We start from the raw sequence: 19,626 nt of genomic DNA, 5'->3' as shown, positions 1-19,626 counted from the left end.
CCAACCCCCCCCCTCCCCCCCCCCCCCCCCCCCCCCCGCCCCCGCCGAACTCCGGGCCCGGGTCCGCGCCCTCGCCCCCTCCATGACCCGCTCCATGCAGGCCGTCGCCGAGGCCGTCGCCTCCGACCCGGCCGGCTGCTCCCGCCTCACCGTCTCCGCGCTCGCCGAGCACACCGGCACCAGCGAGGCCACCGTCGTGCGCACCGCCCGCCTCCTCGGCTACCCCGGCTACCGCGACCTGCGCCTGGCCCTGGCCGCCCTCGCCGCCCAGCAGGAGTCCGGCGCCGCCCCGGCCGTCACCGTCGACATAGCCGTCGACGACCCCCTCGCCGACGTCGTCGCCAAGCTGGCCCACGAGGAGGCGCAGACCCTCGCCGACACCGCCGCCGGCCTCGACCTGACCCAGCTGGCCGCCGCCGTCACCGCCCTCGCGAGCGCCCGCCGCATCGACATCTACGGCGTCGGCGCCTCCGGCCTCGTCGCCCAGGACCTCGCCCAGAAGCTCCTGCGCATCGGCCTCCTCGCCCACGCCCACAGCGACCCGCACCTCGCCGTCACCAACGCCGTGCAGCTCCGCCCCGGCGACGTCGCCGTCGCCGTGACCCACTCCGGCGCCACCGGCGACGTCATCGAGCCCCTGCGCACGGCCTTCGAGCGCGGCGCCACCACCGTCGCCCTCACCGGCCGCCCGAACGCCCCCGTCTCCCACTACGCCGACCTGGTCCTGGCCACCTCCGCCGCCCGCGAGACCCGGCTGCGCCCGGCCGCCATGTCCAGCCGCACCAGCCAGCTCCTCGTCGTCGACTGCCTCTTCGTCGGCGTCGCCCAGCAGACCTACGAGACCGCCGCGCCCGCCCTCGCCGCCTCCTACGAGGCCCTCGCCCCCCGTCACCAGACGCCCGTACCGACCAGCAGCAAGCGCAGCACCGCCCGCTAGGGCTGCGCCCGGACCAGGAGCCCCCGCCCATGACCGCGTACGCCGAACTCCGCGCCCAGCTGGAGACGCTGACCACCGAGGCCTTCCGTCCCGAACTGGCCGAGATCGACCGGCTGTCCACCCTCGACATCGTCCGCACCATGAACGCCGAGGACGCCACCGTCCCGGCCGCCGTCGCCGGACAGCTGCCGCAGATCGCCGCCGCGGTCGACGCGATCGCCGCGCGCATGGCCCGGGGCGGCCGCCTGGTCTACGCGGGAGCGGGCACCGCGGGCCGGATGGGCGTCCTGGACGCCAGCGAGTGCCCGCCCACCTTCAACACCGACCCGTCCGAGGTCGTCGGCCTGATCGCGGGCGGCCCCTCCGCCATGGTCAAGGCCGTCGAGGGCGCCGAGGACTCCGCGGAGCTCGCCGCCGAGGACCTCGCCGCGCTGGAGATCGGCCCGGACGACACCGTCGTCGGTATCTCCGCCTCCGGCCGCACCCCGTACGCGATCGGCGCCGTCGAAGCCGCCCGCGCCCGCGGCGCCCTCACCGTCGGCCTCTCCTGCAACGCGGGGTCCGCGCTCGCCGCCGCCGCCGAGCACGGCATCGAGGTCGTCGTCGGACCCGAGCTGCTCACCGGTTCCACCCGTCTGAAGGCGGGCACCGCGCAGAAGCTCGTCCTCAACCTCATCTCGACCGTCACGATGATCCGGCTCGGGAAGACGTACGGGAACCTCATGGTCGACATGCGCTCCTCCAACGAGAAGCTGCGCGCCCGCGCCCGCCGCATCGTGGCCCTGGCCACCGGCGCACCCGACGCGGAGATCGAGGCGGCCCTCACCGCCACCGACGGCGAGGTCAAGAACGCCGTCCTCGTGATCCTCGGCGGCGTCGACGGCCCCCGGGCCGCCGCGCTCCTCGACGCCTCGCAGGGCCACCTGCGCGCCGCCCTCGCCCTTGCCCTCGCCGACCAGACCAGCTGACCCACCCCCGACCCGAGGCGATCCACCATGTCCACTGACAAGAACCGCGCCACAGCCGCCGCGATCCTCCCTCTGGTCGGCGGCCCGGACAACATCAGCTCGATCGCGCACTGCATGACCCGGCTGCGCATCGGCCTCCACGACCGCAGCCTGGTCCAGGACGAGGCCCTGCGGGCCCTCCCGGCCGTCATGGGTGTGGTCGAGGACGACACCTACCAGATCGTGCTGGGCCCGGGCACCGTCGCCCGCGTCACCCCGGAGTTCGAGGCCCTGGTCGAGGAGGCCCGCGCAGCCGCCCCCGCGCCAGCCGCCGCCCACGCCTCCCTCACCGCGGACGGACTCGCCGCGCAGGGCGCCGCACTGAAGCAGGCGCAGAAGGCGAAGAACGCGACCCCCTTCAAGCTGTTCCTGCGCCGCATCGCGAACATCTTCGTCCCCCTGATCCCGGCGCTGATCGGCTGCGGCATCATCGCGGGCCTGAACGGCGTCCTCATGAACATGGGCTGGCTGCCCGCCATCGTCCCGGCACTGGCCGCGATGGCCTCCGGGTTCATGTCGCTGATCGCCGTGTTCGTCGGCTACAACACCGCCAAGGAGTTCGGCGGTACGGCCATCCTCGGCGGCGCCGTCGCCGCGATCATCGTCTTCCCCGGCGTCGCCAAGATCGACGCCTTCGGCCAGCCCCTCTCCCCCGGCCAGGGCGGCGTCCTCGGCGCCCTCGCCGCGGCCCTGCTCGCCGTCCAGGTCGAGAAGTGGTGCCGCAAGTGGGTCCCCGAGGCCCTGGACGTCCTCGTCACGCCCACCCTCACCGTGCTGATCTCCGGCCTCGTCACCCTCTTCGGCCTGATGTTCCTCGCCGGTGAGGCCTCCGCCGCCATCGGTACGTTCGCCAACTGGCTGCTCGCCACCGGCGGCGCCTTCGCGGGCCTCGTCCTCGGCGGGCTCTTCCTCCCCCTGGTCATGCTCGGCCTGCACCAGGCCCTCATCCCGATCCACACCACGCTCATCGAACAGTCCGGCTACACCGTCCTGCTGCCCATCCTCGCCATGGCCGGCGCGGGCCAGGTCGGCGCCGCCATCGCCGTCTACTACCGGCTCCCGCGCAACGGCTCGCTGCGCACCACCATCAAGTCCGCGCTGCCCGCCGGATTCCTGGGCGTCGGCGAACCCCTCATCTACGGCGTCTCGCTGCCGCTCGGCCGCCCCTTCGTCACCGCCTGCATCGGCGGCGCGGCGGGCGGGGCCTTCATCGGCCTGTGCAACCAGCTCGGCACGGCCTTCGGCTCCACCGCCATCGGCCCCTCCGGCTGGGCCCTCTTCCCCCTCCTCGACGGCAAGTCCGGCATGGGCACCACCATCGCCGTCTACGCGGGCGGCCTGGCGGTCGGCTACCTGGTGGGCTTCGCCGCCACCTACTTCTTCGGCTTCACCCGCCAGATGCTCGCCGACCTCAACACCGACCCCGACCCGGCGGCCCCCGCCTCCCCGACGTCCGAGGCCGACAAGGAACCCGCCCTGGCCTGAACCCCGGCCCGGTCCCGTCCCATCGAACGCCCCTGCTCAGGCGGGGGCGTTCGCACGCCACACCCGGACGGCATACTCGGCGCCATGGAGATACCCGCCGGAGCCGCAGCCTTCGAAGTCGTCCGCCTCGACCCCCGCCAGGGCCATCCGTACGGCCCGATCTCCGGCGGCGCCTCCGTCGCCCTGTGGACCGGCGCCCAGGCCACCGAGACCCTCGCCCTCCTCGAAGCCCTGCCCCCGGGCGAGCGCGCCCGCTGCTTCGTCCCCACCTGGGGTCTGCGCGCCCACGACGCCGAGCTGGAGCACCTCTACGACGTCATCCCCTGCTTCTCCTGCAACATCGTCCTGCTCACCGGCCCGGCCGTCCCCGAACACCTGGACCGCGGCCACGGCTTCGACGGCGAGAGCGAGGCGGCCAAGGCACTCCTGGCCCGTCTGCGCGCCGCCGAGGAGATCCCGGCCGTCGTCCCGGCCGGCCGGATGCGGGACCTGCCCCAGCCCGTGCTCGACCTGCCCCTGCCCGGCGGCTGGCTGTTGCGCCCCTGGGAGCCGTCCGACGCCCCCGCGCTGATCGCCGCCGGTCTCGACCCGGGCATCCGGCACTGGAACCGCACGGGCAGCTTCACCCCGGACCGGGCCCAGCAGTCCATCGCCCGCTACGGCCGCCGCTGGGCAGCCGAGAAGGGCGCGGCCTGGGCCCTGGCCCCGGCCTCCGGCGGACCGGCCGTCGGCCTGATCGGCCTCGCCGACCTGGACCTGCGCGGCGGCAGCGGCGAGCTCCTGTACTGGCTCCTGCCCGCCGGACGCGGCGCCGGCCTCATGACCGCGGCCACGGAACGCGTCACCCGCTGGGCCTTCGAGGAGCTCGGCCTGCACCGCGTCCGCATCACCCACTCCGTGGCGAACCCGGCCTCCTGCGCCGTGGCGACGAAGGCCGGCTACGCGCTGGAGGGCACCATGCGCGGCGCCCTCCTCCACGCCGACGGCTGGCACGACGAACACCTCCACGCCCGCCTGCGCACCGACTGAACACCGACCCGGGCCGCACCAGGCCGCGGAACTCCCGCCCGGGACCGGCGGCGGGCACCGGCCCCGCCACGCCGACCGGCTTCGTCCCGGGGCGTACGCGGCCTCGTCCTGGCCGACGAACAGCCCCGCGCACCGGTCGCAACGGTCAACAGGTCGGCGAGTGACGCGCGCACGTCGCGAGCGGGCCCCGCTCCAACAGCGGTATCAGCCCGTCCCGGACCGCCGGCAGATGCATCCGGGCCCACGCAATCCTGCCGACCAGGTACTTGGTCACTGCCAGGCACCCCGCATCGCTTCTGGGTCCCGCAGGTCGCCGAAGACACCCTCGTCCATCAGTTGCACGAAGCGCCGCCGCCGGGCAGCGGCCACGCACTGCGCCGGCGCCCCGTTGATCGTCGCCCGTTGCGTCGTGGTTCCCGGCATCTCCGCCGCCTCGGCGAGAAGTGCCTCATCCGGGTCCACCACGGTGCGCGACATCGGACCCTCCAGGCGGCTGAGCGACCCGTCACGCTCCGGCATCGGCTGCTCCGGCGGCCTCCCGCAGGAAACGGGCGAGGTCGTCCACGCCGTAGCCGAGGCGCGGCCCCCGCTCGGCCGCCATCAGCAGGAGCTGCCCGACGATCTCGGCGCCCCAGCCGTCCGTACCGTCCTCGGACCACTCCCACAGCTTGTCGATGCCGAGCCCGGTCATCAGCAGCCCGTGCCCCGTCCGGATCTCCGCGCACAGGTCCGCGACCGCGTCCAGCAGCCGCCCGCCCGGCCGGTCGCACCTGAGCCCCAGCGACCCGCCGAAGTCCTCCACGGCGCAGCCCTGCGGCGGCGCCGCCTTCAGCCCGTCGTAGCGGGGGTCGTCGAACCCCGGATACCCGTCCACGGGGCAGTGCACCAGCGTGAACCGCTGCCAGCCGGGCGGCGGGGGCGGCTGCGGGTCCCCGCCCTCGGGTGCGCGGGCCCCGCGCGGGGCCAGGGCCGTCTCCAGGCCGCGCAGCTTCCAGCCGAGCTCGAAGGCGAACTCCGCCGCCTCGACCGCCTCGTTCACTTACGGGCCGCCCGCTCGTGCAGTACGGCCGCCAGCCGGAGCGCGGTGTCCAGGTTGCAGCGGCCGAGATCGACCAGCGGCAGCCCGTACGTACCGGCGGCGGACACCCGCTCCACGTCGAGGGAAGGGAACAGCACCCCCACCCCGGCCAAGGAGTCCCTCAGCTGCGCAACGGCCTCTTCGGCCGCCTCCATGCGCTCCTGTGGAGTGAGCACCATGACATGTCACCTTTCTACTCTGAGTATCCAACTTCCTCACACAGAGTGGCGACGCGCTCGCTAGCCTTTCAAGTGCGGACCCGCAACAACCCCGCATGTTGCTCAGGGAGTTGCCCATGCCACCAAAGAAGCTTGATCCTTCATCCTCGCCCCGAGCCATGCTCGGCGCCGAACTCCGCGTGGCGCGCGAACGCGCGGGCAAGAGCCAGGCCGAATTGGCCGAACCGCTCTTCGTGAGCGGCTCGTTCATCGGCCAGCTAGAGGCCGGCACCCGCCGCATGCACCTCGATTTCGCCCGTCAGATCGACGAGATCCTCGGCACAGACGGCTTCTTCGCCCGCAACTGCGGTGCAGCAGCCAAGTCCAAGTATCCGGACCACTTCGCTGCGGTGGCCGAGGTGGAAGCCCTGGCCAAGGAGATCCGTGACTACGCACCGCAGTTGATCCCCGGACTGCTCCAGACCGAGGCCTACGCGCGAGCCGTCTGCCGCGCCTACCAGCCCACGGCAACGGAGCAAGTCATCGACGAGCTGGTCGAGAATCGGCTGGCCCGTGCCTCACTCCTCACCGACCCAAGCTCCCCACTGTTGTGGTGCGTGTTTGACGAAGCAGTCATCCGCCGCGAGGTCGGCAGCGGGGAAGTGATGGCCGAGGCACTGCGTCACATCATCGGATTGGCCCGGTCCCACCGAATCATCGTCCAGGTAATTCCATTCCGCGCAGGAGCGCATGCCGGGATGACGGGGCTGCTCAAGCTGATGTCGTTCGCCGACGCCCCTCCGCTCTCGTACGCCGAAGGCAACGGGACGGGCCAGCTATTCGACGATCCGGCCACGGTTGCCCGCCACGTGCTGAACTACGATCTGCTGACGGCCAGCGCGCTCTCACCTCGCGATTCACTGGCCATGATCGAGTCCGCGGCAAAGGATTACGAGCATGCGTGAATACGACCTAGCGGCAGCAACCTGGCACAAGTCGAGCTATAGCGGCGGTGACGGCGGCGAATGCCTGGAGATGGCCACCTGGCGGAAGTCCACCCACAGTGGCGGCGACGGCGGAAGCTGCCTCGAAGTGGCCGACGGCCACCCCCACCTCGTCCCCGTACGGGACTCCAAGCAGCCCGAAGGCCCGCACGTGGTGTTCCACGCACGGGCCTGGGCGACCTTCGTCGCGGCGCTCTGACCCAGCAGGTCAGAGGCCGTTGGTGAACAGCAGCTTGTCCGGGCCGTTGTCGCTGAGGTTCTGGATGACGTCCTCCGTGGCCTCGTTCTTCAGGAAGTTCGCCACCTCGGTCGGCGTCGCCGTGGGGTGCGCGGCCTTGTAGAGGGCTGCCACTCCGGCGACGTGCGGCGCCGCCATCGAGGTGCCGTTCATCGACACGCTGCCGCCGCCAAGCTTCGCGGAGATGATGTCCTGGCCGGGGGCGTAGAGGTCGAGGAGCTCACCCCAGTTGGAGAAGTCGGTCTCCTGGTCGTAGCGGTTGGTCGCACCGACCGTCACGGCGTTGGGGGTGGAGGCGGGCGAGACCCGGCGGGCGTCGATGTTGTCGTTGCCCGCCGCGACGATCGGCAGCACGCCCCGCATGAACAGGTTGTTCGTGGCGTTGTTGACCGGCTCGAAGCGGTCACCGCCCAGCGAGGCGTTCAGGACGGCCGGCTGCTGGGCGTTGTTGGCCACCCAGTCCAGGCCCGCAATGATCCCCGACCAGGCACCGCGGCCGTCGCAGCCGAGGACGCGGACGCTGACCAGGCTGACCTTGTGGGCCACGCCGTACTGCTCGCCGCCGACCGTGCCCGCGACGTGCGTGCCGTGGCCGTTGCAGTCCGCGCCGTTGCGGCCGTCACCGATCGCGTCGAAACCGGCGCGTGCGCGGCCACCGAAGTCGGGGTGCCGGAAGTCGATGCCGCTGTCCAGGATGTACGCCGTCGCGCCCTGGCCGTTGGTGTTGGGGCTGAACTCGTTGTCGAGCGGCAGGAAGCGCTGGTCGATCCGGTCCAGGCCCCAGGAGTTCGAGGGCGCCTTGGTCGCGACCCCGTTCGCGGGTGCCGGCGGGGCCGTCACCACCGCGTCCTGGGCCACGTTCACCACGCCGCGCGACAGTCGCGCGTTCTTCAGCTGGGTCTCCGTGAGCGTGGTGGCGAAGCCGTTGATCGCCGAGGTGTAGGTGAAGGTCGGCTTCACCCCGACGGACGCCGCGAATGCCGCCGGGTTGAGCCCCTTCTCCAGGGTGACGATGTAGCTGCCCGGGATGGCGTTCGTGGTGGTGAGCAGCGGCGCCGGGGTCGGCTCCGGGGTGTCGGCGGAGGCCGACCCGGCCGCCACGGAGGTCAGCGTGAGGACGGCGGCAGTGGTCAGGCGCGCGGCAAGCAGACGCATGGAGGGAGCTCCCTGAAGTGCGTGTGGATCGGCGTGGATGGGCCGCGCCCGGCACCGGCGAACGGCTCCCGGGGCACGGCCCCTTCCTTCATCGGATTCCGTCCGGAGAAGACTTGAGCCGCTGCCCCCGCCTGGCGGACAGGGCGGGGTGGCTGCGGGAGGCAGGTCGGAGGCGGTGCAGAAAGGGTCATCCCGGGCCACCGCCCGGAGTGTCGCCCCGAACGAACGACCGCAGGAAGTTCACCCGTACGGGCTGCCCGGGGCGGGGGTCGCGAGGACCCTCCGGCACCCGGGCGCCCGTACGGGGGTCGGGTCAGAGACCGCCGAGGTAGAGCAGGACGTTCGGGCTGGTCTTGCTGACGCTCTTCAGGACGTCCTTGGTGGCCTCGGTGTCCAGGAACTCGCTGACATCCCCCGGAGTCGCGTCCGGGTTCTTGGCCTTGTAGAGGGCCGCGACACCGGCGACGTGCGGCGCGGCCATCGACGTACCGTCGAGCGCCACGCTGCCGCCGCCGAGCTTCGCGGAGACGATGGCCTGGCCGGGGGCGTAGAGGGTGACGCAGCGGCCGTAGTTGGTGAAGTCGGTCTCCTCGTCCCACTGGCTGGATGCGGCGACGGTGATCACGCGCGCGGCAGATGCCGGCGAGACCAGGCACGCGTCCTTCGAGGAATTGCCGGCCGCGATGACGGGAAGCACACCCGCGTCGGACAGGGCGGTGGCAGCGTTGTTCACCGCCTCCGACAGGTCCCCGCCCAGGGAACCGTTCACCACGGCGGGCTGCTTGGCGTTCTTGGCCACCCAGTCCAGGCCCGCGATGATGCCCGAGAACTCACCCTTGCCGTCGCAGCCGAGGACGCGGACGCTGATCACGTTGGCCTTCTTCGCGACCCCGTACGTCTTGCCCGCGACCGTGCCCGCGACGTGCGTACCGTGGCCCTGGCAGTCGGCGCCGTTGCGGCCGTCCCCGACCGCGTCGAAGCCGAACGTGGCACGGGTGGCGTCGGGACCGCCGAACTCGGTGTGGTTGTAGTCGATGCCCGAGTCGATGACGTAGACGTTCACCCCGGCGCCGTTGCCCTCAGGGGAGTAGCTGTTGTCCAGCGGCAGCTCCTTCTGGTCGATCCGGTCCTGGCCCCAGGAGGAGGAAGGGGCCCGGGTGCCGGGCGCCGCGCTCTGCCTCGCCGCGGACTGGACCTTGGCGTCCTCCTCGACCGACTTCACCCCCAGGCTGTTGCGGACGATCGTCAGCTGGAGCGGGGTCAGCGGGACGGCGAAGCCGTTGAGCGCGGAGCTGTAGAGGAACTTCGGCTTCAGGCCCAGCTTCTGCGCGGTCTTCGCCGCGTCCACCCCCTTGTCCAGGGTCACGATGTACTGACCGGGCACGGCGTTGGCAGCGGTCTTCAGCGGCGCCGGCGTCGGCTCCGGGGCGGCGGCGGAGGCACTGCCGGCCGCGACGGAGGTGAGGGCGAGGAGGCTGACGGCGGCCAGAGGTGCGAGCAGGCGCATGGAAAGAACTCCCTGACGGGGGTGGAGGGTCGGCATGGGTGAGCCGCCTCCGCGGCAACGAGTGCTCCTGCGGAGGCGGCCCTCACCTGCATCGGTGCCACGTCACGACGGCTTGAAGCACCGCCCCCGGCCGGCCGATCGCCGCGCGCCCCGCCAGCGGCCCCTGTCGCACAAGCTGCAGAAAGGGTTATCCCCCTGTGCCGTCAGGGGTGGGGACCCGTCCGCCCCGGCCACGACCACCCCGGCAAGATCACCCGTACGGCCTTCCCCCAGGTCAGGGGGCGCACGGCCGGTGCGCTCTCCGTGCCCCCGCCACACCCCTGGACGTCGTTGACCTGCCCCGTCGCCCGTGATGGCCTCACCCCATGCGCACCCGACTGAGCCGAGCCGCCCTGCCGCTGGCCGCCGCCGTCCTGGCCTCCGTGGCCGCCCTGCCCGTGGCCGCGGCTGCCGCCGCGCCCGTACCCGTACCGGCGTCCCGCGCGGCCGCCGACCACCCCACGTACATCGTCACGGTCCGCCCGGACCTCGACCCGGCCGAGGTCGCCGAGGCCTACGGGATCACCCCGACGCACGTCTACCGCGACGCCCTGAACGGCTTCGCCGCGCGCCTCTCCCCCGAACAGGTCGACGACCTGCGCGCCTCGGCCTCGGTCGTCCAGTCCGTCGAAGCCGACGGCCAGGCCTCCGGCTCCGGCATCTTCTAAGCTGCGTCAGCCGGTCACCGACGGTCAGCGGGGGAAGTTCTCCGTCTCCAGCACCAGCGGGAACGGCTCGGGGAGCTTGAGCACCCCGCCGAAGGCGACCCGTTCGGGGTGCCGGTAGGCACCGTTCTCGGGGCCGGTGAACAGCGTGGCCGTGGGCCCGTGCTCGTCGAAACGGTCGATGAGGAGGTACGCCGGGACCGGGGCGTGGGCATAGGCCCAGAGCTTCTTCTTCCGGTCGTCCTCGGCGATTGCCCTGGGAGGTGATCTCCACGACGAGCAGCGCCTCGGCCGCGTCCACCGGATCACTGACGTCGGCCGCGACCCCTTCGACCACGCCCCGCGGAGCGAGCACCAGGTCCGGCACGTACAGCTCGTCCAGCGGGGCGATGTGGATGCCGAGGGTCTGGTAGACACCGCATTCCGGCGGCCGGACGTCGTAAAGAGCGCGCTGCACCCGCGCGGCGATCCCGTGGTGGTGCCGGTGGGCCGGCGGTTCCAAGGTGATCCGTCCGCCGTCGATCTCGGCGCGCCAGCCCTTCGGGACGTCCAGTTCACGCCAGCTCTGCAGCAGGTACTCCCACGCAGGGCCACCGGCACTCCGGCCGGGTCCGACCACGGTTGCGGTCATCGCGGGTCCCCTCTCCTGTGGCCATGGCGTGAGCGTAGATCGACGGTTTCGCGGCCCGGGCCCGCCACCCTCGCCGTCCCCCGATCGGGGGGGGCGCACGCAGCTACCTCCGCGCCACCGGGGCCGTCTCCCGGACCGTCTCCCGGACCGGGTCCCAGCACTGGACGCCGCGCAGGTCCGGCATCCGGTCGCGGGTGAAGACGGGGTCCAGGCCCGCCCGGCGCTGCGCGAGGTAGTCGTCGAGGAGGCGGAAGGCGATCGCCGACAGCGGGAGGATCGCCAGCAGGTTGACCAGCGCCATCAGGCCCATGAACACGTCCGCCAGGTTCCAGACCACCGACACCGAACCCAGCGAGCCGAGGACGACGGCCGCCAGGACCAGCGCCCGGTAACCGGGCAGGACCCAACGCCTGCGGGTGATGAACCGGACGTTGGTCTCGCCGTAGTAGTAGTTCCCGATCATGCTGCTGAAGGCCAGCATGAAGACGACCACCGTCAGGACGTGCCCCGCCCACGCGCCGAGCGAGCCGCTCAGCGAGCTCTGCGTGAGGTCCGCGCCCTGGCGGCCCGCGAGCTCCGGGTTCGTCACCAGGACGATGAAGGCCGTCATCGTGCACACCAGCAGCGTGTCGAAGAAGACGCCCAGGGCCTGCACGAGGCCCTGCTTGACGGGGTGCGAGACCTCCGCCGCCGCGCCCGCGTTCGGCGCGGAGCCCAGGCCCGCCTCGTTGGAGAACATGCCGCGCCGGATGCCCTGCTGGATCGCCGCGCCGATGCCGCCGGCCGCGAGCTCGCGCAGCCCGAACGCGCCGCCGACGATGTCAGCGATCACCCGCGGGAACTCGGTGATGTTGAGCAGGACCACGGTCGCGCCGAGCAGCAGGTAGAGCACCGCCATGGCCGGGACGAGGACCGTGGTCACGGACGAGATCCGCCGGACCCCGCCGAACACCGCCAGCCCCAGCAGCGCGGCGAGCAGCAGGCCGGCGGCCGGGCCGAACCAGGCGGTGTCGGCCTCCGGGAGCGAGCCCGTCGCGACGGCCGAGATGGTGTTGGCCTGCACGGCGTTGAAGACGAAGCCGAAGGTGACGGTGATCGTCACCGCGAAGAGCACGCCCAGCCAGCGCTTACCGAGGGCCCGCTGCATGTAGTAGGCGGGGCCGCCCCGGTACGCGCCGGTCGCGCCCCGCACCTTGTACAGCTGGGCGAGCGCCGATTCGACGAAGGCGGAGGCGGCGCCGATGACCGCCATGACCCACATCCAGAAGACGGCGCCCGCACCGCCCAGGGTGATGGCGGTGGCAACACCGGCGATGTTGCCGGTGCCGACGCGGGCCGCCGCCGAGATCGTGAACGCCCCGAAGGACGAGACCTGCTTCCGGCCGTCCGCCCGCGGCGGGGTCTTCTCCTTGACCACCCGGAACATCTCCGGCAGCAGGCGCAGCTGCACGCCCCTGGAGCGGACCGTGAAGTACAGCCCGGCGCCGACCACCAGCGGGATCAGCAGGTACGTCCAGAGGTGGTCGTTGACGGCCACGACCCAAGAGTCCAGATTGTCCATGTGCCGAAGTCTCGCCGGGGCGGAAGGCCCCCGGACAGGGACCAAGGTCCGCTACGGCCGGGCCGAAGGCCCTCGTACGGCTCAGGACGGGCCGGCGGCTCCCGTACCCAGCGCGGACCGGTGACCCACCGCGGCGTACAGCACCAGCGGCAGCTCCCCGTCCGCCTGGCCGAGGGAGAGCGCCAGCATGCGCTCCCCGTCCGGGAGCGGCCACACCCGCAGCCACACGGTCTGCTGGCTGAGGGAGTCGAGCGGCTCGGGCACCGCCTCCCCGTCGCACCCGGCCACCAGGTACGGACGCAGGTCGACGGCGCGCGGCTCGCCCCAGCGGGCGGTGCAGACGGCGGCCACGGCGTCGAGCTGGGCCTCCAGTTCGGCGTGGGCCGCGTCCCACGCCGTCCCGTCGTCCTCCCAGAAGGGCTCGCTCTCTCCGAGGACGCGCACCCGGTGGCCGGGGCCGCCCCATCCGGTCACGTCGTCGAAGTCCCGCTCCGGGAAGGGCTGTACGACCAGCTCGTCGACGGACGCGAGGTGATCCTCCAGCGCCACGGCAGAGGAACGGGCGGACTCGGCGGTGCTCACGGGGCCAGGGCTAGACGGCCTGGGAGACCCAGGACTGGCCCCGGAAGACGCGCAGCTGCGAGACCTCGTAGGACATCTCCGTCTGCCCCGGGCCGGGCGCCGGGTGGTACCTCCCGGCGCACACCGACAGGTTGACGATCAGGTACGCGCGCCAGTTGCGCCCCACGCCCCGGCGGTCCGAGTACACCCGCGCGCCGTTGACCCACCAGATCACCGAACTGCGGCCGAACTCGACCTTCAGGTCCACCCAGGCGCCGGGCCGCACCGAGGGGTCGCGGTGGTAGCGGTGCGCCTCGCGGACGTGGTTGGACAGCTCCAGCAGGTCCGGGTTGTCGGGGTGGTACTCGAAGACGTCGATCTCCTGGCCGCCGTCCCGCCAGGTCCAGATCGCCGGCCAGGCCCCCGTCTCCACCGGCAGCTTCACCCGCGCCTCCAGCACGTCTCCGGTGCGCACCATGAAGCCGTCCTCGCTGCCCTCGGTGGTGAGCAGCCCGGCGTCCCAGTTCCCGTCGGGGCGCAGCGTCGCGCGGAAGACGCCGCCGCGGCTGTAGTCGGGGTCGGCGGTGAGGTGGTCGAGCTTGTTGTCCCCCGGGTTGACCGGGCCGCCGTCGGGATACGCCCAGGAGCGGCCCGCGACCCACTGGTCGGTGGAGGTGAAGTCGGCGGTGAAGACGGGGGCGCGGCGAGGGGTGAACAGCGCCGGGCCCCCGCCTTCCCGTGGAGCGAGGCGGCCGGTCAGGCGGCGCAGCCATCCGAGCGTTTCCGAGACCATGCCTGTGCTGTGCCCGGGAGGGACCGGCCCAACCTTCGGTTCTCGCTCAGAGTAATCGCACGGCTGCGTTCAGCGACCGGAGGCGTGCGCCGCGCGCACGAAGGCGCGGATCAGCGCGGGGGACTTCACCCCGCGCCCCTCCTCGACCCCGCTGGACACGTCCACGCCCCAGGCGCCGGTGGTCCGCAGGGCCTCGGCGACGTTGGCCGGGGTGAGTCCGCCCGCCAGCAGCCAGCGGCCCTCGGGGGCGGCGAAGTCGGCGGAACCCCAGTTCCAGGGCTTGCCTGAGCCGGGGTCGGGGGCGTCCAGGAGCAGCAGGTCCTCGCCGTACTCCCCGCAGGCCTTCACGTGCTCGGCGGTGGCCCGCAGCAGGGTCCGGCCGGGGGCGCGCAGTTCCTCGTAGTACTCGGGCCCCTCGTCGCCGTGCAGCTGCACGCCCCGCACCCCGCTCGCCTCGGCGAGGCGCCGGACCTCCTCGACGGGCTGCCCGCGGAACACCCCGACGGTCAGCACCCCGTCCGGCACCCGCGCGGCCAGCTCCCGCGCCAGGCCGGCCCCGACGGTGCGCGGGCTGCCGGGCGCGAAGACGAACCCGATGGCATCGGCCCCGGCCTCCACGGCCACGTCGACGTCGTGGCCGGTCTTCAGCCCGCAGATCTTGACGAAGGGTGCACTGCTCTCGCTCATCCCCCGAGTCAACCAAACCCCCCGCCCCACCGCCGCCCCGTCCCAACCACCGGGCAACCCCACCGGCCCGGCACCAGCCTGAGGGTGCCGCCCTTCGAGGCCCTGCTGCGGACCGTCGCGGAGCCCCCGTAAAGCATTCGGTCCTGTCCATGCGGTCGCCCGACAATGACCGCATGGACAACAACGGGGTGGACATCACCACAGGCGGGGCCGACGCGGAGCTCGACGCGCGGCTGAGCAAGGAGCTGGACGCCTTCAACCGGGCGGCGACGGCGGAGCACGTGCAGTCGGAGTTCACGGTGCGGATCACCGACGCGGGCGGGGAGCTCGTGGCGGGGCTGTCCGGCTGGAGCTGGGGCGACCGGGCGGGCATCGAGATGACCTGGGTGCGGCAGGACAGCCGGGGCGGCGGCTGGGGCGGGAAGCTGCTGGCCGCGGCCGAGGACGAGGCCCGGCGGCGGGGCTGCGCGAGCATCCTCGTCTCCTCGTTCACCTTCCAGGCGCCCGAGTTCTACGCCCGCCACGGCTACGAGGAGACCGTCCGCGTCCCGGGCTTCCCGGGCGGCCACGAGGACGTCTACTTCCTCAAGCAGCTCGGCTGAAACGCCCGAGGGCGGCACCCCCTCCGTCAGGAAGGGGTGCCGCCCTCGGTACGAGAACAGCCGATCAGCCGGGGGCCGATCAGAAGTCCATGTCACCACCCGGCATGCCGCCGCCCGCGGGGGCACCGGCCTTCTCGGGCTTGTCGGCGATGACGGCCTCGGTGGTGAGGAACAGCGCGGCGATCGACGCGGCGTTCTGCAGCGCGGAGCGCGTCACCTTCGCCGGGTCGATGATGCCCTCGGCGATCATGTCGACGTACTCGCCGGTCGCGGCGTTCAGGCCCCAGCCCACGGTGAGGTTGCGGACCTTCTCCACGACGACGCCACCCTCGAGACCACCGTTGACGGCGATCTGCTTCAGCGGGGCCTCGAGCGCGAGCTTCACGGCGTTGGCGCCGGTCGCCTCGTCACCCGACAGGTCGAGCTTGTCGAAGACCGAGGAAGCCTGGAGCAGGGCCACGCCACCACCGGCGACGATGCCCTCCTCGACGGCCGCCTTCGCGTTGCGAACGGCGTCCTCGATGCGGTGCTTGCGCTCCTTGAGCTCGACCTCGGTCGCGGCACCGGCCTTGATGACGGCCACGCCGCCGGCCAGCTTCGCGAGGCGCTCCTGGAGCTTCTCACGGTCGTAGTCCGAGTCGGAGTTCTCGATCTCGGCGCGGATCTGGTTGACGCGACCCTGGACCTGGTCGCTGTCACCGGCACCGTCGACGATCGTGGTCTCGTCCTTGGTGATGACGACCTTGCGGGCGCGGCCGAGCAGGTCGAGACCGGCGTTCTCCAGCTTGAGGCCGACCTCCTCGGAGATGACGGTGCCGCCCGTGAGGATGGCGATGTCACCGAGCATGGCCTTGCGGCGGTCGCCGAAGCCCGGGGCCTTGACGGCGACGGACTTGAAGGTGCCGCGGATCTTGTTGACGACCAGGGTCGACAGGGCCTCGCCCTCGACGTCCTCGGCGATGATCAGCAGCGGCTTGCCGGACTGCATGACCTTCTCCAGGAGCGGCAGCAGGTCCTTGACCGAGCCGATCTTGGAGTTGACGATCAGGATGTACGGGTCGTCGAGGGACGACTCCATGCGCTCCATGTCGGTGGCGAAGTACGCCGAGATGTAGCCCTTGTCGAAGCGCATGCCCTCGGTGAGCTCAAGCTCCAGACCGAAGGTCTGCGACTCCTCGACGGTGATGACGCCTTCCTTGCCGACCTTGTCCATCGCCTCGGCGATGAGCTCGCCGATCTGGGTGTCAGCAGCGGAGATCGAGGCCGTGGAAGCGATCTGCTCCTTGGTCTCGACGTCCTTGGCCTGGGCGAGCAGGGCGGCGGAGACGGCCTCGACGGCCTTCTCGATACCACGCTTGAGGGCCATCGGGTTCGCACCGGCAGCCACGTTGCGCAGGCCCTCGCGGACGAGCGCCTGGGCGAGAACGGTGGCGGTGGTCGTACCGTCGCCGGCGACGTCGTCCGTCTTCTTGGCGACTTCCTTGACCAGCTCGGCGCCGATCTTCTCGTACGGGTCCTCGAGCTCGATCTCCTTGGCGATGGAGACGCCGTCGTTGGTGATCGTGGGGGCGCCCCACTTCTTCTCAAGGACGACGTTGCGACCCTTGGGGCCAAGGGTGACCTTGACGGCGTCGGCGAGCTGGTTCATCCCACGCTCGAGACCGCGCCGGGCCTCCTCGTCGAACGCAATGATCTTGGCCATCTGAAGTGGTCCTCCCGGACAGGGGTGGATTGCTCCGGACCGCGCCCGCGCCCGCGACGGACGGCCTGCGTGCCCGGCGGTTCCTTCCCGCCGGACCCTGCGGGCCTCACCGACCCGGTCCTCGTTTTAGTAGCACTCTCACTTGGAGAGTGCTAACGCCAATGATTAGCACTCGACCCCCGCGAGTGCAAGCGGCTTCGACCAACGCCGGGCCGGAAGACAAGCGGGACACGGGCCGGCCGGCCACGACGCACGAGGGGCCCGCATCCCGTGTCCAGGATGTGGGCCCCTCGTGCGTCTGTCTTGAACACAGTGCGTGGGCGGTCGATCGCGCCGGGACTAGCCGAGTGCGAGCTTGACCATGTCCGCCTGCGGACCCTTCTGGCCCTGCGAGATCTCGAACTCGACCCGCTGACCCTCTTCAAGGGTGCGGTACCCGTCCATCTGGATGGCGCTGTAGTGGACGAACACATCCGCACCACCGTCGACCGCGATGAAGCCGTAGCCCTTCTCCGCGTTGAACCACTTGACGGTGCCCTGAGCCATGCCTAACTCCCCTATTACTGGCCCTTGCGCAGGAACGCACTTCGCGGTCCCGGGTCATCACTTGCGTCGGAACGCGTCGACCGAGGCTGAATGTATCTGCGCGAGTGCTGTCTGCAACAGGTCAATCCGACGAGAATTCTGGACACCCAGAAACATTGAAATAGAGTGAAAATTTGGCATATCCCAGGGCAACTCGGGCCAGGCATATTGCGCCAAAGCCCCATACCGCACTTGCACATTGACCCGATGTCGACCCTCACGCGACCCGTTCATATGCGGCGGGCAAGAACAGCGGAGGGGACTTCCCCAACCCTACCGCGCCCAATCAAGCAGAATTGCCCCCTCCGCTTCTTAGCGGAGGGGGCAATTACGGTTTTCGCGTGTCACCTACGGGAAGGTCAGCCGCCCGCGACCGCGGGGATGATCGACACGCCGGAGCCGTCCGGGGTCGCCGCCTCCAGCCCGCCCTCGAAGCGCACGTCGTCGTCGTTGACGTAGACGTTCACGAAGCGGCGCAGCTTGCCCTGGTCGTCCAGGACGCGCGCGGCGATGCCCGGGTGGCTCTTCTCCAGGGACTCGATGACCTCGGCGAGGGTGGCGCCCTCGGCGGACACCTCGGCCTGGCCGCCGGTGTAGGTGCGCAGGATGGTGGGGATGCGGACGTTGACGCTCATGGCGCTACTGCCTTTCCGGGGTTCGGGGGAGGGTCAGGCCAGGCCGGCAGCGCGGAAGGCGTCCAGGCTCGGGCGGATCGTGGCGGTCTGCCCGCTGTCCGCGGCCACCGCCTCCAGGGTCTTGAGGCCGTCACCGGTGTTCAGGATCACCGTGGTCAGCTCCGGGTCGAGCTGCCCGTTGTCGATGAGCTTCTTCGTCACGCCGACGGTCACGCCGCCCGCGGTCTCGGCGAAGATGCCCTCGGTCTGGGCGAGGAGCTTGATCGCGTCGACGACCTGCTCGTCGTTGACGTCCTCGACGTAGCCGCCGGTGCGGCGGGCGATGTCCAGGACGTACGGGCCGTCGGCCGGGTTGCCGATCGCGAGGGACTTGGCGATGGTGTTCGGCTTCTGCGGGCGGACCACGTCGTGACCGGCCTTGAAGGCGGACGACACCGGGGAGCAGCCCTCGGCCTGGGCGCCGAAGATCTTGTAGGGCTTGTCCTCGACGAGGCCGAGCTTGATGAGCTCCTGCAGACCCTTGTCGATCTTCGTCAGCTGCGAACCGGACGCGATCGGGATCACGATCTGGTCGGGCAGCTGCCAGCCGAGCTGCTCGCAGATCTCGTACGCGAGGGTCTTGGAGCCCTCGCCGTAGTACGGGCGCAGGTTGACGTTGACGAAGCCCCAGCCCTCGCCCAGCGGGTCACCGATGAGCTCGGAGCAGAAGCGGTTGACGTCGTCGTAGTTGCCCTCGATGCCGACCAGGTCGCCGCCGTACACACCGGCCATGACGACCTTGCCCTGCTCCAGGTCGTGCGGGATGAACACGCAGGAGCGGAAACCGGCCCGCGCGGCCGCGGCGCCGACGGCGCCGGCCAGGTTGCCGGTGGAGGAGCACGACAGGGTGGTGAAGCCGAAGGCACGGGCCGCCTCGACGGCGATGGCCACGACGCGGTCCTTGAAGGAGTGCGTCGGGTTGCCGGAGTCGTCCTTGACGTACAGCTTGCCGGTGACGCCGAGCTCCTTGGCCAGGTTGGCCGCGTCCACGAGCTTGGTGAAGCCGGGGTTCAGGCTGGGCTTGGAGGCCACGTCTGCGGGGACGGGCAGCAGCGGGGCGTAGCGCCAGATGTTGTCCGGGCCGGCCTCGATCGCCGCGCGCAGGGCTTCGGGGTCTCCGAGGGGAAGGTCGTAGGCGACTTCCAGAGGTCCGAAGCACTCGTTGCAGGCGAAGATGGGACCGAGGTCGAAGCGGGTACCGCACTCGCGACAGGAAAGCGCGGTGGCGGGTCCGAGATCGACGGAATCAAGGTCGGCAGAGGTGGCGACGTTCTGTGCAGCCATGATGGCGAGGCCCTTTCTCCTCATCTTCCCCATGGCGCACTTCGCCATGAGACGGAATTGGCACCTTCCCTAGCCGGGGACCTCGCTGATGTCGCTTGACGTACGCGATCGCGAGACCGACTGGAGGGTTGCCGGGGCTTCAACGGGCCGTGTCCCTCTGCCCCTCTGGATGAGCGGTATGGCACCGGGCAACGCGCTCTATGGCGCGCCCGGGCGTTTGTGCACGAGGACCCCCGACATGCGA

The 19,626-nt window shown here is 71.4% G+C and carries 22 protein-coding genes and 1 riboswitch; of the genes, 8 read left to right on the top strand and 14 right to left on the bottom strand.

The features are described 5' to 3' along the window. From IO30_RS0122210 to IO30_RS47895, 4 genes are all read left to right on the top strand, one after another. On the top strand, positions 1 to 937 hold a 937-nt coding region (locus IO30_RS0122210; protein WP_051902509.1), incomplete at its 5' end, for a MurR/RpiR family transcriptional regulator. A 29-nt stretch (positions 938 to 966) separates the two neighbouring features. Then, positions 967 to 1,905 carry an N-acetylmuramic acid 6-phosphate etherase gene (gene murQ / locus IO30_RS0122205; protein ID WP_031145371.1) on the top strand — a complete coding sequence of 313 codons (939 nt, stop codon included), beginning with the start codon at positions 967 to 969 and terminating at the stop codon, positions 1,903 to 1,905. Between the two features lie 27 nt (positions 1,906 to 1,932). Continuing rightward, positions 1,933 to 3,429 carry a PTS transporter subunit EIIC gene (locus tag IO30_RS0122200; RefSeq protein WP_031145369.1) on the top strand — a complete coding sequence of 499 codons (1,497 nt, stop codon included), beginning with the start codon at positions 1,933 to 1,935 and terminating at the stop codon, positions 3,427 to 3,429. An 84-nt stretch (positions 3,430 to 3,513) separates the two neighbouring features. Next, positions 3,514 to 4,458 (top strand): GNAT family N-acetyltransferase, encoded by a 945-nt coding sequence (locus IO30_RS47895; protein ID WP_308443100.1) that lies wholly within the window; start codon positions 3,514 to 3,516, stop codon positions 4,456 to 4,458. Between the two features lie 270 nt (positions 4,459 to 4,728). On the opposite strand, the gene IO30_RS0122190 is transcribed toward IO30_RS47895, so the two are convergent. From IO30_RS0122190 to IO30_RS0122180, 3 genes are read right to left on the bottom strand one after another with little or no spacing between them, the layout of a single operon-like run. Further along, on the bottom strand, positions 4,729 to 4,935 hold the full coding sequence (locus IO30_RS0122190; protein ID WP_031145366.1) for a DUF2191 domain-containing protein: 207 nt from the start codon (positions 4,933 to 4,935) through the stop codon (positions 4,729 to 4,731). A 28-nt stretch (positions 4,936 to 4,963) separates the two neighbouring features. Next, positions 4,964 to 5,497, bottom strand: a complete 534-nt coding sequence (locus tag IO30_RS0122185; protein WP_234321949.1) for an amidase — start codon at positions 5,495 to 5,497, stop codon at positions 4,964 to 4,966. After that, positions 5,494 to 5,715, bottom strand: a complete 222-nt coding sequence (locus IO30_RS0122180; protein WP_031145363.1) for a hypothetical protein — start codon at positions 5,713 to 5,715, stop codon at positions 5,494 to 5,496. The genes IO30_RS0122185 and IO30_RS0122180 overlap by 4 nt, the downstream gene beginning before the upstream one ends. Positions 5,716 to 5,831: 116 nt before the next feature. On the opposite strand from IO30_RS0122180, the gene IO30_RS0122175 reads away from it, so the two are divergent. Next, complete coding sequence (locus IO30_RS0122175) at positions 5,832 to 6,659, top strand: helix-turn-helix domain-containing protein (protein WP_031145361.1); 828 nt, start codon at positions 5,832 to 5,834, stop codon at positions 6,657 to 6,659. After that, complete coding sequence (locus IO30_RS42665) at positions 6,652 to 6,897, top strand: DUF397 domain-containing protein (RefSeq protein WP_078904790.1); 246 nt, start codon at positions 6,652 to 6,654, stop codon at positions 6,895 to 6,897. The genes IO30_RS0122175 and IO30_RS42665 overlap by 8 nt, the downstream gene beginning before the upstream one ends. Before the next feature lie 9 nt (positions 6,898 to 6,906). Here the strand turns inward: IO30_RS42665 and IO30_RS0122165 are convergent, their stop codons facing one another. Both IO30_RS0122165 and IO30_RS0122160 read right to left on the bottom strand, forming a co-directional pair. Further along, positions 6,907 to 8,091 (bottom strand): S8 family peptidase, encoded by a 1,185-nt coding sequence (locus tag IO30_RS0122165; protein ID WP_031145358.1) that lies wholly within the window; start codon positions 8,089 to 8,091, stop codon positions 6,907 to 6,909. A 313-nt stretch (positions 8,092 to 8,404) separates the two neighbouring features. Continuing rightward, the gene (locus IO30_RS0122160) at positions 8,405 to 9,598 is read right to left on the bottom strand and encodes a S8 family peptidase (protein ID WP_031145356.1); all 1,194 of its coding nucleotides are present in this window, start codon (positions 9,596 to 9,598) and stop codon (positions 8,405 to 8,407) included. A gap of 365 nt (positions 9,599 to 9,963) precedes the next feature. Here IO30_RS0122160 and IO30_RS0122155 point away from each other — a divergent pair, with 365 nt between their 5' ends. Beyond that, a complete protein-coding gene (locus IO30_RS0122155) occupies positions 9,964 to 10,305 on the top strand; it encodes a protease inhibitor I9 family protein (protein ID WP_031145354.1) in 342 nt (113 codons plus the stop codon). Positions 10,306 to 10,329: 24 nt separating this feature from the next. Here IO30_RS0122155 and IO30_RS47890 read toward each other — a convergent pair whose 3' ends face one another. The 5 genes from IO30_RS47890 to IO30_RS0122130 form a co-directional block, all read right to left on the bottom strand. Then, entirely contained in the window at positions 10,330 to 10,611 is a 282-nt protein-coding gene (locus IO30_RS47890) for a PDDEXK family nuclease (RefSeq protein ID WP_308443101.1), read from the bottom strand. A gap of 425 nt (positions 10,612 to 11,036) precedes the next feature. After that, entirely contained in the window at positions 11,037 to 12,494 is a 1,458-nt protein-coding gene (locus tag IO30_RS0122145; protein ID WP_031145352.1) for an alanine/glycine:cation symporter family protein, read from the bottom strand. A gap of 81 nt (positions 12,495 to 12,575) precedes the next feature. Then, positions 12,576 to 13,076 (bottom strand): hypothetical protein, encoded by a 501-nt coding sequence (locus IO30_RS0122140; RefSeq protein WP_031145350.1) that lies wholly within the window; start codon positions 13,074 to 13,076, stop codon positions 12,576 to 12,578. A gap of 10 nt (positions 13,077 to 13,086) precedes the next feature. Next, a complete protein-coding gene (locus tag IO30_RS0122135) occupies positions 13,087 to 13,848 on the bottom strand; it encodes a LamG domain-containing protein (protein WP_031145349.1) in 762 nt (253 codons plus the stop codon). Between the two features lie 69 nt (positions 13,849 to 13,917). After that, positions 13,918 to 14,535: a phosphoribosylanthranilate isomerase gene (locus IO30_RS0122130; protein ID WP_031145347.1), complete on the bottom strand. Its 618-nt coding sequence runs from the start codon at positions 14,533 to 14,535 to the stop codon at positions 13,918 to 13,920. 173 nt (positions 14,536 to 14,708) lie between these two features. Here IO30_RS0122130 and IO30_RS0122125 point away from each other — a divergent pair, with 173 nt between their 5' ends. Further along, a complete protein-coding gene (locus IO30_RS0122125; RefSeq protein ID WP_031145345.1) occupies positions 14,709 to 15,137 on the top strand; it encodes a GNAT family N-acetyltransferase in 429 nt (142 codons plus the stop codon). A 79-nt stretch (positions 15,138 to 15,216) separates the two neighbouring features. Here IO30_RS0122125 and groL read toward each other — a convergent pair whose 3' ends face one another. The 4 genes from groL to thrC form a co-directional block, all read right to left on the bottom strand. Then, positions 15,217 to 16,839: a chaperonin GroEL gene (groL, locus tag IO30_RS0122120; protein WP_031145343.1), complete on the bottom strand. Its 1,623-nt coding sequence runs from the start codon at positions 16,837 to 16,839 to the stop codon at positions 15,217 to 15,219. Between the two features lie 339 nt (positions 16,840 to 17,178). After that, positions 17,179 to 17,385 carry a cold-shock protein gene (locus IO30_RS0122115; RefSeq protein ID WP_030009783.1) on the bottom strand — a complete coding sequence of 69 codons (207 nt, stop codon included), beginning with the start codon at positions 17,383 to 17,385 and terminating at the stop codon, positions 17,179 to 17,181. Between the two features lie 398 nt (positions 17,386 to 17,783). Further along, the gene (locus IO30_RS0122110; protein WP_031145340.1) at positions 17,784 to 18,059 is read right to left on the bottom strand and encodes a MoaD/ThiS family protein; all 276 of its coding nucleotides are present in this window, start codon (positions 18,057 to 18,059) and stop codon (positions 17,784 to 17,786) included. Between the two features lie 33 nt (positions 18,060 to 18,092). Beyond that, entirely contained in the window at positions 18,093 to 19,382 is a 1,290-nt protein-coding gene (gene thrC, locus IO30_RS0122105; RefSeq protein WP_031145338.1) for a threonine synthase, read from the bottom strand. Between the two features lie 17 nt (positions 19,383 to 19,399). Beyond that, a riboswitch (SAM riboswitch) is annotated at positions 19,400 to 19,558 on the bottom strand. Between the last annotated feature and the right edge of the window lie 68 nt (positions 19,559 to 19,626).

It is taken from the genome of Streptomyces xanthophaeus (assembly GCF_000725805.1).
Lineage (GTDB): Bacteria > Actinomycetota > Actinomycetes > Streptomycetales > Streptomycetaceae > Streptomyces > Streptomyces xanthophaeus.
This window is presented reverse-complemented; position numbering and strand designations above follow the sequence as displayed.

Coding starts and splice junctions, on each gene's coding strand:
- murQ (WP_031145371.1), top strand. CDS start 967: ATGACCGCGTACGCCGAACTCCGCGCCCAGCTGGAGACGCTGACCACC.
- IO30_RS0122200 (WP_031145369.1), top strand. CDS start 1,933: ATGTCCACTGACAAGAACCGCGCCACAGCCGCCGCGATCCTCCCTCTG.
- IO30_RS47895 (WP_308443100.1), top strand. CDS start 3,514: ATGGAGATACCCGCCGGAGCCGCAGCCTTCGAAGTCGTCCGCCTCGAC.
- IO30_RS0122190 (WP_031145366.1), bottom strand. CDS start 4,935: ATGTCGCGCACCGTGGTGGACCCGGATGAGGCACTTCTCGCCGAGGCG.
- IO30_RS0122180 (WP_031145363.1), bottom strand. CDS start 5,715: ATGGTGCTCACTCCACAGGAGCGCATGGAGGCGGCCGAAGAGGCCGTT.
- IO30_RS0122175 (WP_031145361.1), top strand. CDS start 5,832: ATGCCACCAAAGAAGCTTGATCCTTCATCCTCGCCCCGAGCCATGCTC.
- IO30_RS42665 (WP_078904790.1), top strand. CDS start 6,652: ATGCGTGAATACGACCTAGCGGCAGCAACCTGGCACAAGTCGAGCTAT.
- IO30_RS0122165 (WP_031145358.1), bottom strand. CDS start 8,091: ATGCGTCTGCTTGCCGCGCGCCTGACCACTGCCGCCGTCCTCACGCTG.
- IO30_RS0122160 (WP_031145356.1), bottom strand. CDS start 9,598: ATGCGCCTGCTCGCACCTCTGGCCGCCGTCAGCCTCCTCGCCCTCACC.
- IO30_RS0122155 (WP_031145354.1), top strand. CDS start 9,964: ATGCGCACCCGACTGAGCCGAGCCGCCCTGCCGCTGGCCGCCGCCGTC.
- IO30_RS0122145 (WP_031145352.1), bottom strand. CDS start 12,494: ATGGACAATCTGGACTCTTGGGTCGTGGCCGTCAACGACCACCTCTGG.
- IO30_RS0122135 (WP_031145349.1), bottom strand. CDS start 13,848: ATGGTCTCGGAAACGCTCGGATGGCTGCGCCGCCTGACCGGCCGCCTC.
- IO30_RS0122130 (WP_031145347.1), bottom strand. CDS start 14,535: ATGAGCGAGAGCAGTGCACCCTTCGTCAAGATCTGCGGGCTGAAGACC.
- IO30_RS0122125 (WP_031145345.1), top strand. CDS start 14,709: ATGGACAACAACGGGGTGGACATCACCACAGGCGGGGCCGACGCGGAG.
- groL (WP_031145343.1), bottom strand. CDS start 16,839: ATGGCCAAGATCATTGCGTTCGACGAGGAGGCCCGGCGCGGTCTCGAG.
- IO30_RS0122115 (WP_030009783.1), bottom strand. CDS start 17,385: ATGGCTCAGGGCACCGTCAAGTGGTTCAACGCGGAGAAGGGCTACGGC.
- IO30_RS0122110 (WP_031145340.1), bottom strand. CDS start 18,059: ATGAGCGTCAACGTCCGCATCCCCACCATCCTGCGCACCTACACCGGC.
- thrC (WP_031145338.1), bottom strand. CDS start 19,382: ATGGCTGCACAGAACGTCGCCACCTCTGCCGACCTTGATTCCGTCGAT.